Origin of the sequence: Mycobacterium sp., assembly GCF_035623875.1 — a bacterium.
Taxonomy (GTDB): Bacteria; Actinomycetota; Actinomycetes; order Mycobacteriales; family Mycobacteriaceae; genus Mycobacterium.
In genome coordinates this window covers 1-14,703 of sequence record NZ_DASPSP010000226.1, presented here as the reverse complement: position 1 = coordinate 14,703, position 14,703 = coordinate 1, and the positions used below count along the sequence as shown (strand labels likewise).

Sequence of the window (14,703 nt, the reverse complement as noted above, 5' to 3'; positions counted from 1 at the left end):
TACGCGAAACGACCTACGGATACGCGAAAGCTGTTGACGGCGTCAACACGCGCAGCGATGCTTCAGACAAGTCCCGTGTGGGCTTGGGAACTTGTTGTTGTTGAGGGACTAGGCCATCGCAGCAGGCATCTCCCGCATCGTGTCGGTGCTGCCAACCAAGTTACGGAAAGGGTAGCGTGCGCTACGCGCGGCCGGAAAATGCAGGCGCAGGCCCACATGTTCCCTTAGGGAGGAGCCCGGCAGTGGTGCTTTCTGCCCTGCCTTCACCCTTGCGGCCCGGATGGCTCCGGGTCCAGACCGTCGGTGTCATCCTGGGCGTTGCCTTACTGGTCGGCGCGTGCGGGGCGGGGTCATCGCCGAGTCCATCCTCGTCGGCTGGCTCGACTCCTGGGTTTACGCCGATCAATCAGATGGTGCTGCGGGTGCGGGTCACCGCGATGGCCAGGGAGATGCTCGTCCCTGGGGCGGTCGCGTTAGTGCGCTCACCCGCCGGTGAGGTCAGCACGACGTACGGCACCACCACAGTGGGTGGCAGAGTTCCGGTGTCGTTGGCGGATCACGTCCGGATTGGATCGATGACCAAAACATGGACCGGCACAGTGATCCTGCAGCAGGCCCACGAGGGCAAGCTCAGCCTCGGCGACCCGGTGTCGAAGTTCCGCCCCGATGTTCCCGGCGGTGACCACATCACCATCGCCGAGTTGTTGAACATGCGTAGCGGCCTTTACAACTACAGCGAGACGCGCGAACTAAACGAGATGGGCGACAGCAATCCACAAAAAGTGTGGAATCCAGACGAATTACTCGCGCTGGCCTACAGTCATCCGCCATACTTCCCACCCGGAACGGGCTACCACTATTCGAACACCAACACGGTATTGCTCGGGCTCATCGCCGAGGCGCTTGACGCGAAACCTCTGTGGCAGGTGTTTCAGGATCGTTTGTTCACCCCACTGGGGCTCAAGGACACGCTGTTTCCACCCAGCACCTCAAGCGCCATCCCGGACCCGCATCCCCAGGGATATATGTATGGCAACAACGTGCTGACTATGGGCTCACCAGCGGCGGTACCGCCCGAAATGCAGGCGGCAGCAAAGGCCGGCACGCTGCAGCCTAGTGATCAGACATCCCTGAACCCGTCGTGGGCCTGGGCGGCAGGCGCCGGCATCTCCACCGTGGCGGATCTGGCGACCTGGGCTGAGGCGTTGGCCGAAGGGAAACTGCTCGATCCCGACATGCAAGCCAGGCGGATCGCCAGCCTGCAATCAACGAACCCGGCAGAACCCGATGCGCCGCAGTACGGGCTGGCCCTCGCGAAATTCGGTGCGCTGTATGGGCATACCGGTGAAGTTCCTGGCTTCAACACCTTCGCCGCCACCGACCCCCAGAATAAGGTGACAATCGTGATCTGGGTCAACCTGGACCCCACCGCCGATGGTCGGGCCGCGGCCACGCTCATCGCGAAAGATCTGATCGACGAAATGTACGGTTCACGGACTCCAACAACTACCCGTTAGCGGGCGGGGTGGCCGTGATCAGCCTGCCGAATCGCGCGAGCTGAACGTGTCGACGAGCGTGACCAGAGTGTTCATCCGTCGCTCGTAGGCCCGGCGTGCCCGGCTGGGGCTATCTATTAACGCGCCGAGGTCTTTCAAACCGTCTGTCGTGGCGACCAGAACAGCAGCAAGGTCGTCGGCGTCGACGGTGTTGGGTAGGTCTTCGTCGGCCTGCGCCTGTCTGATGAGTCCAGCGACGAGACCGACCCAGGTGCGCATGTGGTCGCGGACCACATTGCTGACACCGGCGACGCGGGCCAGGTCACGGGTGAGCCGAGACACGCTGAAGGCGCTGGGGTCGCGGTGAACCTTCACGAGCGCCAAGGCGACGGCACGCAACTGGTCGAATGCACACGGCTCGGCGTCGATGGCCTGGAGAACCGACTCAATCCACTGCCGCTGTTTCTCCTCGATGACGGCCAGCGCGAGTTGTTCTTTGGAGGAAAAGTGGAAGTAAAACGCTCCCTTCGTCAGTCCACTACGCGCGATGAGTTGAGCCAACGTGGTCTCGGCGTACCCGCGTTCGGCGAACACCTCAGCCGCGATTTGCAGCAGAAATGCACGCGTCGCAGCGCCTTTCGGGGTGACTGCGGGTGAAGACACCGAATGATTCTATCAGGAACCGACCGGCCGGTATGGCTAGACATACCGCACGGTCGGTTTTATTGTTGGCGGTACCGACTTCCTCAGAAAGGTGACAGCCATGGAGTACAAAGGCCAACGGGCGTTGGTGACAGGCGCTTCGTCGGGGATCGGAGCGGTGTTTGCACGAGAACTGGCCCGGCGCGGCGTCAATCTGGTACTGGTCGCCCGGTCCGGGGAGAAACTCGCTGCTCTCGCCGACGAATTGAGCGCCTCGTACGGGGTGGCGGCCGACGTCGCGGTTACCGATCTGGCCAAGCCATCAGCGGCCAGTGAGTTGGCCGATTCCTTGCTTGCGCGCGATCTGCAAATCGACATCCTCATCAACAACGCCGGGTTCGGGCTGTTCGCGCCGGTCTACGAGGCCGATGGTGCAGTGCTGACCGATATGGTCCGCGTCAACGTGGCGTCGCTGGTGGACCTGACGCGCCTATATCTGCCGGGCATGGTCGAGCGCGATCGCGGGGCAATCATCAACGTCGGCTCGACCGCGGGATTTCAGCCGGTCCCCTACATGGCGGTCTATGGCGCGACCAAAGCGTTCGTGCTCTCGTTCACCGAGGCGCTGTGGGCCGAGACCCGCGGCACCGGCGTGCGGGTGACGGCTCTCTGCCCCGGATCGACCGACACCGGATTCTTCGACGTAGCCGGCGAAGACGCACAAGTGGGCCACCGCATCGCCCCGGAACGGGTGGTGCGCGCGGCATTTCGTGCCCTTGACCGGCGGTCCAGCACCGTGGTTACCGGTGGCTTAGAAAGCTGGATGTTGACTAATTCGTCGCGGCTGGCACCGCGGCAGTTGGTTGCGCGGATGGCCGAGCGGACCATGCGGCCGAATAAGCGCGGCGAGCAGGCTCAGAAGATGCCGGCCTGAATGTCGATGACGCATCGTGCCAACAGTCCGGTCGATGGACTGTCGATGCGATCGTGGCCTGCCTGGATCGCCTGGAATAACAGCGATTTCATCTGGCGCAGTCGGTTGGTGAAGAGGAACGCGTGGAGAAGCCCCCGGCGCTGACCTCCAGTCTGGGCCACAACATGCGCCGCGACACGTATCACTGGACGTTCAATCCTTGAGTTCGATGATGATCTCGAAATACGGCCGGTCGCCGGTGTTTACCGCCGCTTCGATGCCACCCTTGTCCGCGTAAAGCACCTGCCCGGGAGTGACATCCGCCTCGTATCGCGTTCCCGCGTAGGGGGCATAGGTGCCGCCGCAATCGGGTTCGAAGTCCGCAGCGACTCGGTCGCCGCTGATCTGGACCATGACGTAGTCACGCTTGTGCTCGTGCACCCGCTCCTTCTCGCCAGGAGCGAGCCGCAGCTCCCAGATGGCCACCCGATCGTTTTCCAGCAGCAGCTTCGTGCCGACGTTGCCGAGTATCCGGTCCATCGCATCTCCTCAAAAGCTCTACGGATCAGTGTTTGTCATAAAAGCAGCGCCAATCACCCAGCCGACGGCGGCGACTTGATGACGCCGAACCTGTGAGTCGGCTCGATGTGCTCGTCGAGATACTGAGGTGCCTCACCGGTCTCGATAAACCAGCCGGTCGGGCACATCGTGAGGATCTCGACAAAGGAAAACCCAATCCCCTTGACCTGGATCTCCAATGCCTCCTTCACCATTCGCTTCGTCCGCGCCACGTTGGTGTGCGTGTTGACTGCGCCGCGGGCCGCATACGCCACACCGGCGAGCCCCGCGATGAGGTCGCCGATGATGATTGGATAGCCATGCTGCTCAGCCGATCGTCCCTCAAGGGTGTTCTTGGTCCGCTGGCCGAGTGGGGTGGCCGCCGTCATGTGCCCCCCGGTCTCGCCGAACACACCGTTGTTCAGCAAGAAACATGTCACCTTCTCGCCGCGGGCCGCAGTGTGCAGCACCTCCTGCAGCCCTTCGTTCACCATGTCCCCGTCGCCCTGGACGGTAAGTACCAGGCTGTCCGGCAATGACCGTTTCACGCCGGTAGCGACCGAAGGCGACCGACCGTGCAATGCTTGCACGACCTCGACATCGAGGTTATTGGAGTAGGCCGTGTAGCAGCCGATGCCGAAGACCGCCACGGTGCGCTCGGCGAGCTGGAGTTCCTCAATCGCCTCCATGATCAGCCTCATCGCAACGGGCTCACCGCAACCCGGGCAAAGATGATGGGCGCCCTGGTTGATGAGCGCTGGGGTGAAATCATCGACTAACTTGGCCGCGCGCTGCGGAGGGCCAGAGGTGTCGAGGATCGGCAGACGAGGATCAGTCATACCAAGGCCTCCAGTGCAGTGCGGATGCGCGTGCGCACAGTGGCAACGTCGAGGTCAGGTGCGATGCCGAAGCCCGAGGAGTCCATGCTGAGCCCGCCAATGGACGACACCTCGGCCCGGCCCAGGACGGCCAGCTGAACGTCTTCGACCATCTGACCACGGTTGTTCTCATAGACGGCGAAGGCGTCAACATGCGGCGCCGCTTCCCGAATCACCTGGGTCGGGAAAGGGAACAGCGTGATCGGACGGATGAACCCCACTGCTAGTCCCTCCGTTCGGAGGTCGTGGACCGCTTGGCGGACGTACTTGCCAACCGTCCCGAAAGCGACGGCCACGAGCCGGGCGTCCTCGACGAAAACCGCCTCGGCTCGCGGTGGCACAGTAGCTGCCATGACATCCAGTTCGCGACCGCGGCGCTGGTAGAAGTCGGCGAGGTCGTAGCCGACGTCGTCGTTGCGTTTGGTGTCCCCGAGCGGCGAGATCAGCTTCGCTCTCCCGCTACCGCCGGTGCGCCCGTTCACTGCCCAATCCGTCGGTGGCCGGGCCCCGAAGTCGATCGGCGCGACGTCCACCGTCTGCCACGTATGCGCTATGTAGTAGTCACCCATGACCAGCACCGGGTTCCGCCAGGTAGCCGCGAGGTGGAATGCCTCTTGGACCAGGACGGTTGCCTCGTTGACGTCGCAGGGAGCGAGCACGATGTGTCGGTAGTCGCCGTGTCCGCCGCCGCGGGTGGCCTGAAAGTAGTCCCCCTGCGCGCGCGCCATGTTGAGTACGACTAGCGGCAGCCGGGCATAGGTGATCTCGGCCAGCGACTCCTGCATGAGGGATAGTCCCTGTCCCGTGGAGCCCGTGGCTGCCGGGATGCCGGTGGCCGCGGCACCCCACGCCATGCCGATAGCCTCGAGTTCACTCTCGGCGTTGATGCAGGTGCCGCCCACCGCAGGCAGCAGTTTGGCCATGCTCTCCAACACTTCGGTGAATGGCGTCATGGGATAACCGGCGAAGAATCGGCAGCCCGCAGCGACCATGGCCGAGCCAATCGCGGTCGCGCCTTCAAGGAACTGCCGCTCGCGCACGACGCTCATCGGATCACCTCCGAGACGACACCATCGGCGGTCAGCATCAGGTCGACGGGCTCGGCGTATCGATACACCTGGAAGACGAAGTCAGGGCAGATCTGAGCGCAGGCCTTACAGGCGATGCATCCGGGCAACAGCTGCGGATAGCGATAGCCGCGCGTATTGACCTCGTTCGTGGTCATCACCAGGACGTCCTTAGGACATGCATCGATGCACAGGTCACAGCCCTTGCACGCCTCGACATCGATAACGACGGTGCCGGTTGTCCTGATCGTCGTGACCTCGGGCTCGCTCATATCTCTACCGCCAGCGGCAATTCGGCCATATCGCGCCGCCCAGCGTCGTGCCCGACCTGTAGGGCACGCTGATTGAACTTCACCGCCGCCTGCCGATAGGGCGGCAGCGCAGCCGGGACCGCGTCGACCACTGCCTGCAACGGGATCAGCTTCGTGACCGCAAGCAGAGCGCCGAGCAGTACCATGCAGGCGGTCTGCATCTTGCCGAGCTCTATTGCTAGTTGGGTCGCCGGAATCGGTGTGACGCGAAGCAACGAACTAGGAAGCGTTCCCTCGAAGACGCTGGAGTCCACCAGGACATAGGTTTCCGGGTTCAGCAGATCGCGGGTGGGTTCCCAGTAGTCGTGGTGCATGACCACCGCAGACCACGTCGTGTCGACGGTCGGAGGCGCAAGTACTGGTTCGTCCGAGACCACCAACGTCGCCTGGGTGTTGCCTCCTCGCATCATCCCCCCATAGCTGCCGAACAGCTGCACCTCGAAGCCGGCCGCGAGCGCGCCGCGCGCGAGTACCTGCGAGGCGAACTGCACCCCTTGGCCACCTATACCGGTCAAGACAACTTCCCGCTGCACCCCCGCACTCTCCTCGCCTGTCGACTCTTCCCCGAAGAACTTTAATCCACCGATCGGAAAAGGTAAAACACTGCTTTTTATACTTGACACACCGTCTAACCTTGATCGTGTGAAGGACTCCAACAAAGTTGCCGAGCACGTCCTTGCTGAGCGAGTCGATCGTGCCCTCGAGTCACGACGCGCGCGGTACACCGGTGAGGTAGCCAACATCCTTGAGGCCGCTTACCGCGTGATCGAAGCCAGCGACTCGACTGATCCTTCTCTGCGGGCGATCCTGGCGGGGGCCGGCATTTCCACACCGGCGTTTTACCGGCACTTCGCATCCAAGGACGACTTGCTGGTCGTGCTGCTGGACGATGGGCGTCGACGCCTCGCCGATTACTTGAAGGCACGGATCGACAAGGCCGGCGGCCCCGAAGGGCAAGTGCGAGCCTGGATCGACGGCATGCTCGCCCAGGTTGTCGCTGAAGCGGCCGCACACCGCACCCGGCCGTTCCTCGTCGACCAAGGCCGACTCGACAAGAAGTACACAGCCGAGCAGAAGGAGTCAGTCGAGCGATTGCTCGAGCTCCTGTACCCGCCGGTCCAGGCCCTGTCTGGCACAGGTCCGGACACCCGTGGTCGAGCACGTCGCAACAGCGTGGCGATCTACCGCCTGGTTACCGCGACTATGCGTGAGCACCTCACTGATGAGACCGTCCCCAGCCGCGCAGAGCGCAGTCACCTGGCCGACTTCTGCATGGCTGGTATTCGGCGCGGTAACGACTGAGGTACGTAGTTACTGAATTCGCAGCCCGCGGAGGCACTTTCGCGCTGAACCGAGAGGAGCTCCTGAGTGGATCTGCTTGTGAGCGAGATTTTCCGCAACGCTGCGCGCAACGTGGGAGACCACGCCGCCCTGCACGTCAACGGCGAGCAGTGGACCTTCGCACGGCTCGACGTTGCGGCCGATCGGCTGGCCAAGGCATTGCTTGAGCGCGGCGTACAACCGGGAGACACGATCTTGCACAGCGCGGATCTGTCCGCAGACACCGTGATGCTGTTCGCCGCGGCCGCGCGGATCGGCGCCATATACGCCCCTATCGACCCGACCCTCTCCGCAGACGAACGCCGACCGTATGCAGAACTCGTCCAGCCCCGGCTGATGCTCGAGCCGGACGGCCTGGCCGCGCTGATCGCCGACGTGGGCGATGACTCTCCGAAGCCCGTCCGCGGGCACCACGACGAGAATGCGGCCCACGTCCTGTTCTTCACCAGTGGCTCAACCGGAAAAGCGAAGGGTGTGCCGCTCACCAACCGGGTAAGCGTGCTGCGCAGCCACCCCGGCGCCCAGCCGGAACCCCGCGGGGCGGCGATCTGCCCGTTCCCACTGTTTCACATGGCGGGGTGGACGATCGCGCTCCAGCAATGGCAGGCCCGTGCGGCCGTGGTGCTGCCCCCGAAGTTCACCGCCGAGGAGATCTTCGCCGCAATCGAGGAGCACCGCGCTGAGCGGACATATTGCCTCCCAGCCATCTGGCGGCGGCTGCTCGACCACCACGCCGAGCTCCGACGTGCCGGCGCCCGGCTACCCGACCTCAGCTCGTTGCGGATCGCTGACACCGGCACGTCTCGCACCCCGCCGGAGCTTATCCAAGCGTTGATCGGCCTGCTACCCCAAGCTCGTGTGCGGGTCTTCTACGGTTCGACCGAGGCGGGATTGGTTGCCTGCCTGGAAGGGGAAGCTCTGCTCGAGCGGCCCGGTCGGTGTGGACTGCCGGTGCAGGGCGTGCAAGTCCGGTTGAGCGCGACCGGCGAGCTGGAGGTGCGCGGGCCGGCGGTGTTCGACGGCTACTTCGGCGGGGCCGATACCGAGGCCCTCACATCGGACGGCTGGCTGCGGACGGGCGACCTCGCCGAGATCGATGACGGCGGCTACTTGTCCATCATCGGTCGGACGAAAGAGATCATCCGCAGCGGAGGGCAGACGATTGTCCCGAGCGAGATCGAAGCCGCGCTGGCCGACATGCCCGGGGTAGCGGACCTCGCCGTGGCCGGTCGGCCAGACCCGGACTGGGGCGAAATCGTCTGCGTGGCGGTCGTACCGCGCGATGGCGCGGCCGCGCCGGATTTGGCCCAGCTGCGGGCCTATTGCGCGGGCAGGTTGGCACCGTACAAGCACCCACGGCAAGTTGTGATTGTCGATCACATCCCCCGCACGGCTTCCACTCAACAGGTGAACCGGATCGCGCTACGAGCAGAGCTCGCCGACCTTCACCCAGTCGGCTGACAGGAGTCACTTTGGCTGAGCCCGACGTCGTCGTCGCCGTCATGTACCCCGGACGCTGGGATCCCCCGGCCGATCAGCTCGCCGCCAATCTGCGCGACGTTGCCGCGGTCAGCCCCCGGATCCGAATCCTGGACGAGCGTTACACAGACCCGGATGGGCTGCGGCTCCAGCGAGGCCAGAATCCACAGGCCGACCTACGGCACCTGGCGCCCGAGTTGACTGACAAGCAGCGCAAGGTGCTGGCCGAGGCCGAAATCGTGATCACCCAAGACTTGCCCTTCGATGCCGTGCAGCTCGCGCCTCGTCTGCGCTGGGTGCAGGGGGTGGGTGCAGGCGTGAGTCAGCTGATCTCTGCCGGCCTACCGACTCCGGCGGTGCGACTCACCACGGCCGCAGGTGTGAACGCGGTCGCTATCTCCGAATTCGCGCTGGCCCGGATCCTGCAGATCGTCAAGGGATTCCCGGAAATCGATCGGCAGCAGGCTGAGCGCGTATGGCTGCCTAGATACGGCGGCCAGCTGGCCGGTCGGCGCCTGACGGTCATCGGGCTCGGCGCGATCGGCCGACGAGTCGCCCGGCTGGGCCGCGCATTCGGCATGACAGTCACGGGCGTGCGACGAACCGCCGTGCTCGGGGACAACGATCCGGATGTCGACCAACTTTTGCCACCGACCGAACTTCACGCCGCGGTCAGCGCAGCCGACTACGTAGTGGCTGCCATCCCTGAAACAACCGAGAATCGGGACATCTTCGACGCGAAGTTCTTTGCCGCGATGGCAGCCGACGCGGTGTTTGTCAACGTCGGCCGAGGCAGCGCGGTGGTCGAGGACGACCTTGTGGCCGCCCTCGACAACCACCTGCGTGCGGCTGCCTTGGACGTGGTCAAGCAGGAGCCGCTTTCCGCCGACTCGCCCTTATGGTCCGTCCCCAACTTACTCATCTCACCGCACAGCGCAGCCGCGCCGGACGAACACTGGACTAACGTCTTCGCGTTGTTCGTAGACAATTTGCGTCGGTATCTGGACGGTGAGCCGCTACTCAACGAATGGACGAATGTGTAATGCCCTCAACTGGATTCATCGCGGCTGTTTACACCGAGGCGCGCGACGAGCTGCTAGCAGTCCGCGACAAGTACGGCATTAGCTATTTCACCTGTCCAGTCAGGGCAAAGCCATCCTCACTTGGACCGATCATCAACTTTGCCCAGACATAGTGGAGGGTAGCGTTGCTCAGCGATGAAAAGATTCTGATCACCGGACCCGCGGGGAGGATAGCCTGCGGGATAGCTGAATCTCTCGTCGGCGACAACGAGGTGTGGGGTATCGCTCGGTTCAGCGACCCCAGCACGCGCGAAAAGGTCGAGTCGCTGGGGGTGATAACCCGCGCGGCGGATATCGCTTCAGGACGGTTCGGCGACCTGCCGAACGATTTCAGCTATCTGATGCACATCGCGGCGGATTTCAGTGCAACTGATTACGAGCGCTCGTTGGCCGTCAATGCCGAGGGCACCGGATTGATACTCGAGCACTGTCGCAAAGCCAAAGCGGCCCTGGTTATGTCAACCGTGACCATCTACAAACCGCATCCCGACCCGTGGCACGCATTCCGCGAGGATGACCCACTCGGCGACGCCATGGTGCCGCAGCAGGCGCCGTATTCCATCTCCAAGATCGCGCAAGAGGCCGTGGCCCGATACTGCGCGCGCTCATTTGACCTGCCGACGACCATCGCCCGCATGTGCGCCGCCTACGGCGAGCGTGGCGGGATGCCGGTGTGGCACATGCATGCGATCGCCGCGGGTGAGCCAGTGCACACTCGCTGGGATCCGATGCCCTACAGCCCTATTCACGATGAAGACATCCGTGCGCAGCTCGAGCCCCTGCTCAGCGTGGCGAGCGTGCCGGCCACGATAGTCAACTGGGGTGGCGATGAGCCCGTCAGCGTTCAGCAATGGTCGGCGTACCTCGGTGAGCTGTTCGGCATCGACGCGAAGGTGGTAGTCGAGGAGGTACCCGGTGCATCGATTGGCTCGGTCGGCGACCACAGCAAGCGTGCCGCGATCACCGGCCCGTGCGGCGTGCATTGGCGCGACGGCATTCGCCGCGTCGCCGAGCAGCTCTACCCTGACCTCGTCCGGAACGCTGATGCCGGCTAGAACGCGCCGATACCCCACAGGCGATGAGCTGATGGCGACAGCAATGCAGGAAAGCGGCCTCACAAACTTCGGCCCCGGTGATTTTCGCGACGGCCTCGACAATCTGCTGGCCAGTCTGGAGCGCGATGGCGACCTCGATCCGGCCGCCGACGCCCGCGTCATCGGCGATTTCCTGCGGCGGCTGGTCAACCGGCTAGAGGTCGAGGCCTGGTACAGCAGCCATCGCGAGATTGAACAGCTACCGGTATCAGGACCTGTCGACATCAACGGGCTCCCCCGCACCGGCACCACGGCGCTGGCCAACATGATGTCTCTTGATCCGCAATTCCGTTGTCTGCGTGGATGGGAACAGACCAGTCCGTGTCCACCACCCACCACCCAGAGCGAAGCCGACGATCAGCGCAGGACTGCGGCCGCGAAGTTCAACGAGCAGCTGCCCCCCGAAGTCAAGGCCCTGCACCTGTACGACCTCGACGCAACCATGGAGGACACGGAGTTGCTCGGGATGGCGTTCCACGGCCAGGGCTACACGCTGCCCGTTTACAGCTATCACGCTTGGTGGCGCCACGCCGACCTCGTGCCCACCTATCAGTACCACCGCCGCGTCGTGAAACTCCTTCAGTCACAACGCCCCCCGAATTTGTGGCTGTTCAAGGCGCCGCACCACATGTTCCACCTCGAAGCGATCGTCGCCGCGTATCCTGATGTTCGGTTCGTCATGACCCACCGAGATCCCGCGAAAGTCGTGCCGTCCTACGTCAGCACGGTCAACACGTTTTTCCCGCCGCCAGACGGCGAGCGCGACATGCGCAGGCTCGGCCGCGAAGTCTCCGAGCACCTACGCGACGGCATGCAGAACACCATCGCCGCCCGGGACAGACTCGGCGAAGAGCGTTTCATCGACGTACATCACCACGAGCTCGTGGCCGATCCGTTCGGCACCGTACGCCGCGTGTACGAATTCCTGGAACTCCCACTGCACGAACCCGTCGTGCAGTCACTCAGCGAGTGGCAACAACGCAACCAACCCGGCGCACACGGCCTGCACCGCTACGCTGCGGAACAGTTTGGCCTCGACGTGGCACAGATTCGCAGAGACTACGACTTTTACATCCACCGCTTCGGCGTCACTGTCGAATCTTGAATCAGCACAACAGAAAAAGGACACGATCATGACCGCGCTGCCAAGTTGGGCCGACCAGATGAAGGCGCTGGAAAAAGTCAGCGACAACCTGATCAACAAGTGGCGCCCCGACGGCGCCACCGAGGCCGAGATACAGGACATGAACAAGCTGGCACTGTCTATGCTGGCGAGTGGCTACCTCTGCGTTGTCTACACCGACATCCGGCGGCCGGTGTTCATGCCGCTGTGGAACTATGCATTCAATCAGGGTGGACCCAGCCCAGACTACGTCTACTCGACTGTCCAGGTTGATCCGCAAGGCGTGTACCGGATCTCCGGATACCGCGGCACCAGTCGGTTCGTCGAGCTCACCCAGCAAGCCACCGACATGCTCAACCCGCAGGCAATGGACGGCAAGAAACCATATGCCTTCACCAACGACCTCGACGAACTAAACATTCGCCACGATGGCTACTTCAGCGTGATCCTGTCGCCGCAGCGGCCGGCCGGCCACAGCGGCGACTGGTGGGAGCTGCATGACCGAACCGTGCGAATCCTGATGCGTCGGTGCTCATGTGACTGGAACCGGGAAATCGATGCAAGCGTGGCCATCGAGCGGCTTGACGAGGATGGCACCGACATGACGGCCGAGGAGATCGCGCGACGGTTTTCCGATCTGGCCGCGTGGATCGAGGGCGTGATCGAGTTCGACATGGGCCTCATCCGGTATTACCGCGAACACCACGGCGTCAATACGCTCTTGCGGTCCGCCAAGATCGACGAGATGGGCGGGCTGCCGAAGCAGGCCTACTACGACGGTATCCACGAGATAGACGACACCGAGGCGCTGATCATTGAAACCGAGTTGCCCCAGAAGTGCCGATACTGGCAAGCGCTCGTCGGCGACGACCGCTTCTGCACCGTCGACTGGGTCAACCGCCAATCCAGCCTCAACGACGCGCAGGCCCGCATCGACAGCGACGGAAAGTTTCGCGCGGTGATCTCGCGGCTCGACCCGGGAGTGCCGAATTGGCTTGATAAAGGCGACTATCCATGGGGCATCATCCAAATGCGGTGGAACCACGCGACCGACTACCCGGACCCCACCATCAAGAAGGTGCCGTTCACCGACATCCGCGACCATCTGCCATTCGACACTCCCATCGTTACGCCCGAGCAGCGCAAAGAACAGCTCCGTACGCGGCGCGAAGGCGCACAACTCAGGCGCATCTGGTGACCGTGCCCCGAAACACCGACGATGCGCTCGACGGCGGGATCCTCGAGGCGCTCGATGGGTTGCTGCTTGCCCTCGAGTTGAAACCGCTGGGGGAGGACGAGTTTCGCGCGCACAGCGAGCCGGACCGTTTCGGGCGCGTCTTCGGCGGCCAGATGCTCGCACAGGCCCTAAGGGCCGCATGCATCACCGTGGACGACAAACCACCGCACTCCATGCATGCCTATTTCGTACAAGCCGGTAGCTCCGAGCAACCGATCGACGTGGCGGTGCAGCGGGTGCGCGACGGCCGCTCCATGGCCGCCCGACGCGTGACCGTGATGCAGGACGGACGGCCGTTGCTGATCGCTATGGTGTCCTTCCACGACAACCCAACCGAACCGGCATTCGCTGATCCTGCGCCAACAGTGCCGAGACCCGATGAGCTGCCACGGCTTCAGGATTGGGCGAAAAAGGCTCCACCCGAACTACTTCCGAGAGCGCGGACCTGGATCGACCGGCCACCTCCGCTGGAGATGCGGATTGGTGAGCCGACGTATTTCTTGGGCGGATCCGCCGGCAGCGGTCCCCGCTCGCACTGGATGCGGCTGCCGCGCGACGTCGGCGACGATCGGCTGCTGCACAGCGCGCTGCTGGCTTACGCCAGCGACTACCTGCTCCTTGACATGGCGTTTCGGTCGCATCCCGAACGCGTCACCGTTGCGTCGTTCGCGGGATTCAGCCTCGACCATGCGTTGTGGCTACACCGCCCGGTGCGCTTCGACCGCTGGCATGTGCACACCCAGCAGCTGCTGGCCATTGCAGGCGATCGCGGATTGGTGCGCGGGGCAATCCACGACATCGACGGGCACTTGGTGGCCAGCACAACCCAGGAGGTACTCGTCCGTGCCAACGCCTGATCCATTCCCCCACCGGCTATTCCAGCAGCCGTGGCCGGAAGGTGAGTTCCGGATGTTCCAGCTCGGCTTCGTCGTCGATGACCTATTCGAGGCGGCTGCACACTGGGTGCGGGTCTTCGGCGTCGGACCGTTTCACATCATGCCTCGAGTCCATAATTCTTGCCGCTACCGTGGCCGCAACGCCAGTGTTGACATCCACATCGGGGTGGCCCAAGCCGGACCCGTGCAGATCGAGCTGATTCGGGACTACACCGATGGGCCGAGCGTTTTCCGTGATCTGCACAACCTCTACGACTTCACCAAGTCGGGCTTTCACCAGGTGTCTACGCTGACGCGCGACTATGACGGAAAGAAGGCTCACTACCTTGGGACGGGTTACGAACTGGCATGTGAATTCACCACCCCCGGCCAACGGGTCGCCTTCTTCGACACCACCGACCACTTCGGGTTTTTCACCGAAGTCGTCGAGGAGAAGGCCAGTTTTCGGGCCAACCTATCCAAGATTTCGCGGACGTGCGCCGACTGGGATGGCGCCGACCCCATCCGTATCCTCACTCGCGACGGGTATCGCACCCCGTAGCCGCCTCGTTGGCGGCGAAGCTGTTCGGTAGAAGCGTGACCATTA

General features: G+C 63.5%; 17 protein-coding genes. 10 read left to right on the top strand and 7 right to left on the bottom strand.

Annotated features, from left to right (window positions below):
- Window positions 1-410 precede the first annotated feature (410 nt).
- Window positions 411-1,517, top strand: coding sequence for a serine hydrolase domain-containing protein (locus VEI45_RS18540; protein ID WP_324855840.1), 1,107 nt, complete (start codon window positions 411-413; stop codon window positions 1,515-1,517).
- Between the two features lie 18 nt (window positions 1,518-1,535).
- Here the strand turns inward: VEI45_RS18540 and VEI45_RS18535 are convergent, their stop codons facing one another.
- Entirely contained in the window at window positions 1,536-2,159 is a 624-nt protein-coding gene (locus VEI45_RS18535) for a TetR/AcrR family transcriptional regulator (protein WP_324855838.1), read from the bottom strand.
- Between the two features lie 100 nt (window positions 2,160-2,259).
- Here VEI45_RS18535 and VEI45_RS18530 point away from each other — a divergent pair, with 100 nt between their 5' ends.
- Entirely contained in the window at window positions 2,260-3,072 is an 813-nt protein-coding gene (locus tag VEI45_RS18530; protein ID WP_324855836.1) for an SDR family oxidoreductase, read from the top strand.
- On the opposite strand, the gene VEI45_RS18525 is transcribed toward VEI45_RS18530, so the two are convergent.
- From VEI45_RS18525 to VEI45_RS18500, 6 genes are read right to left on the bottom strand one after another with little or no spacing between them, the layout of a single operon-like run.
- Window positions 3,054-3,233 (bottom strand): hypothetical protein, encoded by a 180-nt coding sequence (locus tag VEI45_RS18525; RefSeq protein ID WP_324855834.1) that lies wholly within the window; start codon window positions 3,231-3,233, stop codon window positions 3,054-3,056. The two genes, VEI45_RS18530 and VEI45_RS18525, sit on opposite strands and share 19 nt — an antisense overlap.
- Before the next feature lie 31 nt (window positions 3,234-3,264).
- Window positions 3,265-3,591 (bottom strand): hypothetical protein, encoded by a 327-nt coding sequence (locus VEI45_RS18520; RefSeq protein ID WP_324855832.1) that lies wholly within the window; start codon window positions 3,589-3,591, stop codon window positions 3,265-3,267.
- A 53-nt stretch (window positions 3,592-3,644) separates the two neighbouring features.
- Window positions 3,645-4,448 carry a thiamine pyrophosphate-dependent enzyme gene (locus VEI45_RS18515; RefSeq protein ID WP_324855830.1) on the bottom strand — a complete coding sequence of 268 codons (804 nt, stop codon included), beginning with the start codon at window positions 4,446-4,448 and terminating at the stop codon, window positions 3,645-3,647.
- Window positions 4,445-5,536, bottom strand: coding sequence for a hypothetical protein (locus VEI45_RS18510; RefSeq protein WP_324855828.1), 1,092 nt, complete (start codon window positions 5,534-5,536; stop codon window positions 4,445-4,447). The genes VEI45_RS18515 and VEI45_RS18510 overlap by 4 nt, the downstream gene beginning before the upstream one ends.
- The gene (locus tag VEI45_RS18505; RefSeq protein ID WP_324855826.1) at window positions 5,533-5,826 is read right to left on the bottom strand and encodes a 4Fe-4S dicluster domain-containing protein; all 294 of its coding nucleotides are present in this window, start codon (window positions 5,824-5,826) and stop codon (window positions 5,533-5,535) included. The genes VEI45_RS18510 and VEI45_RS18505 overlap by 4 nt, the downstream gene beginning before the upstream one ends.
- Complete coding sequence (locus VEI45_RS18500) at window positions 5,823-6,398, bottom strand: 2-oxoacid:acceptor oxidoreductase family protein (RefSeq protein ID WP_324855825.1); 576 nt, start codon at window positions 6,396-6,398, stop codon at window positions 5,823-5,825. Before VEI45_RS18500 ends, VEI45_RS18505 begins: the two co-directional genes overlap by 4 nt.
- Window positions 6,399-6,507: 109 nt before the next feature.
- On the opposite strand from VEI45_RS18500, the gene VEI45_RS18495 reads away from it, so the two are divergent.
- The 8 genes from VEI45_RS18495 to VEI45_RS18460 all read left to right on the top strand — a co-directional run bounded on the left by VEI45_RS18495 (window position 6,508) and on the right by VEI45_RS18460 (window position 14,658).
- Entirely contained in the window at window positions 6,508-7,167 is a 660-nt protein-coding gene (locus VEI45_RS18495) for a helix-turn-helix domain-containing protein (RefSeq protein WP_324855822.1), read from the top strand.
- A gap of 78 nt (window positions 7,168-7,245) precedes the next feature.
- Window positions 7,246-8,667, top strand: a complete 1,422-nt coding sequence (locus VEI45_RS18490) for a class I adenylate-forming enzyme family protein (protein WP_324855820.1) — start codon at window positions 7,246-7,248, stop codon at window positions 8,665-8,667.
- Between the two features lie 11 nt (window positions 8,668-8,678).
- A complete protein-coding gene (locus VEI45_RS18485; protein ID WP_324855818.1) occupies window positions 8,679-9,728 on the top strand; it encodes a D-2-hydroxyacid dehydrogenase in 1,050 nt (349 codons plus the stop codon).
- Between the two features lie 164 nt (window positions 9,729-9,892).
- A complete protein-coding gene (locus VEI45_RS18480) occupies window positions 9,893-10,822 on the top strand; it encodes an NAD(P)-dependent oxidoreductase (protein ID WP_324855816.1) in 930 nt (309 codons plus the stop codon).
- A 31-nt stretch (window positions 10,823-10,853) separates the two neighbouring features.
- Window positions 10,854-11,966 carry a sulfotransferase gene (locus VEI45_RS18475; protein ID WP_324855814.1) on the top strand — a complete coding sequence of 371 codons (1,113 nt, stop codon included), beginning with the start codon at window positions 10,854-10,856 and terminating at the stop codon, window positions 11,964-11,966.
- A 28-nt stretch (window positions 11,967-11,994) separates the two neighbouring features.
- Window positions 11,995-13,182, top strand: a complete 1,188-nt coding sequence (locus VEI45_RS18470) for a hypothetical protein (protein ID WP_324855812.1) — start codon at window positions 11,995-11,997, stop codon at window positions 13,180-13,182.
- A complete protein-coding gene (locus VEI45_RS18465; RefSeq protein ID WP_324855810.1) occupies window positions 13,179-14,078 on the top strand; it encodes an acyl-CoA thioesterase in 900 nt (299 codons plus the stop codon). The genes VEI45_RS18470 and VEI45_RS18465 overlap by 4 nt, the downstream gene beginning before the upstream one ends.
- Window positions 14,065-14,658, top strand: a complete 594-nt coding sequence (locus VEI45_RS18460) for a VOC family protein (protein ID WP_324855808.1) — start codon at window positions 14,065-14,067, stop codon at window positions 14,656-14,658. The genes VEI45_RS18465 and VEI45_RS18460 overlap by 14 nt, the downstream gene beginning before the upstream one ends.
- Window positions 14,659-14,703 lie beyond the last annotated feature (45 nt).

Coding starts and splice junctions, on each gene's coding strand:
- VEI45_RS18510 (WP_324855828.1), bottom strand. CDS start 5,536: ATGAGCGTCGTGCGCGAGCGGCAGTTCCTTGAAGGCGCGACCGCGATT.
- VEI45_RS18505 (WP_324855826.1), bottom strand. CDS start 5,826: ATGAGCGAGCCCGAGGTCACGACGATCAGGACAACCGGCACCGTCGTT.
- VEI45_RS18540 (WP_324855840.1), top strand. CDS start 411: ATGGTGCTGCGGGTGCGGGTCACCGCGATGGCCAGGGAGATGCTCGTC.
- VEI45_RS18515 (WP_324855830.1), bottom strand. CDS start 4,448: ATGACTGATCCTCGTCTGCCGATCCTCGACACCTCTGGCCCTCCGCAG.
- VEI45_RS18470 (WP_324855812.1), top strand. CDS start 11,995: ATGACCGCGCTGCCAAGTTGGGCCGACCAGATGAAGGCGCTGGAAAAA.
- VEI45_RS18520 (WP_324855832.1), bottom strand. CDS start 3,591: ATGGACCGGATACTCGGCAACGTCGGCACGAAGCTGCTGCTGGAAAAC.
- VEI45_RS18530 (WP_324855836.1), top strand. CDS start 2,260: ATGGAGTACAAAGGCCAACGGGCGTTGGTGACAGGCGCTTCGTCGGGG.
- VEI45_RS18475 (WP_324855814.1), top strand. CDS start 10,854: ATGGCGACAGCAATGCAGGAAAGCGGCCTCACAAACTTCGGCCCCGGT.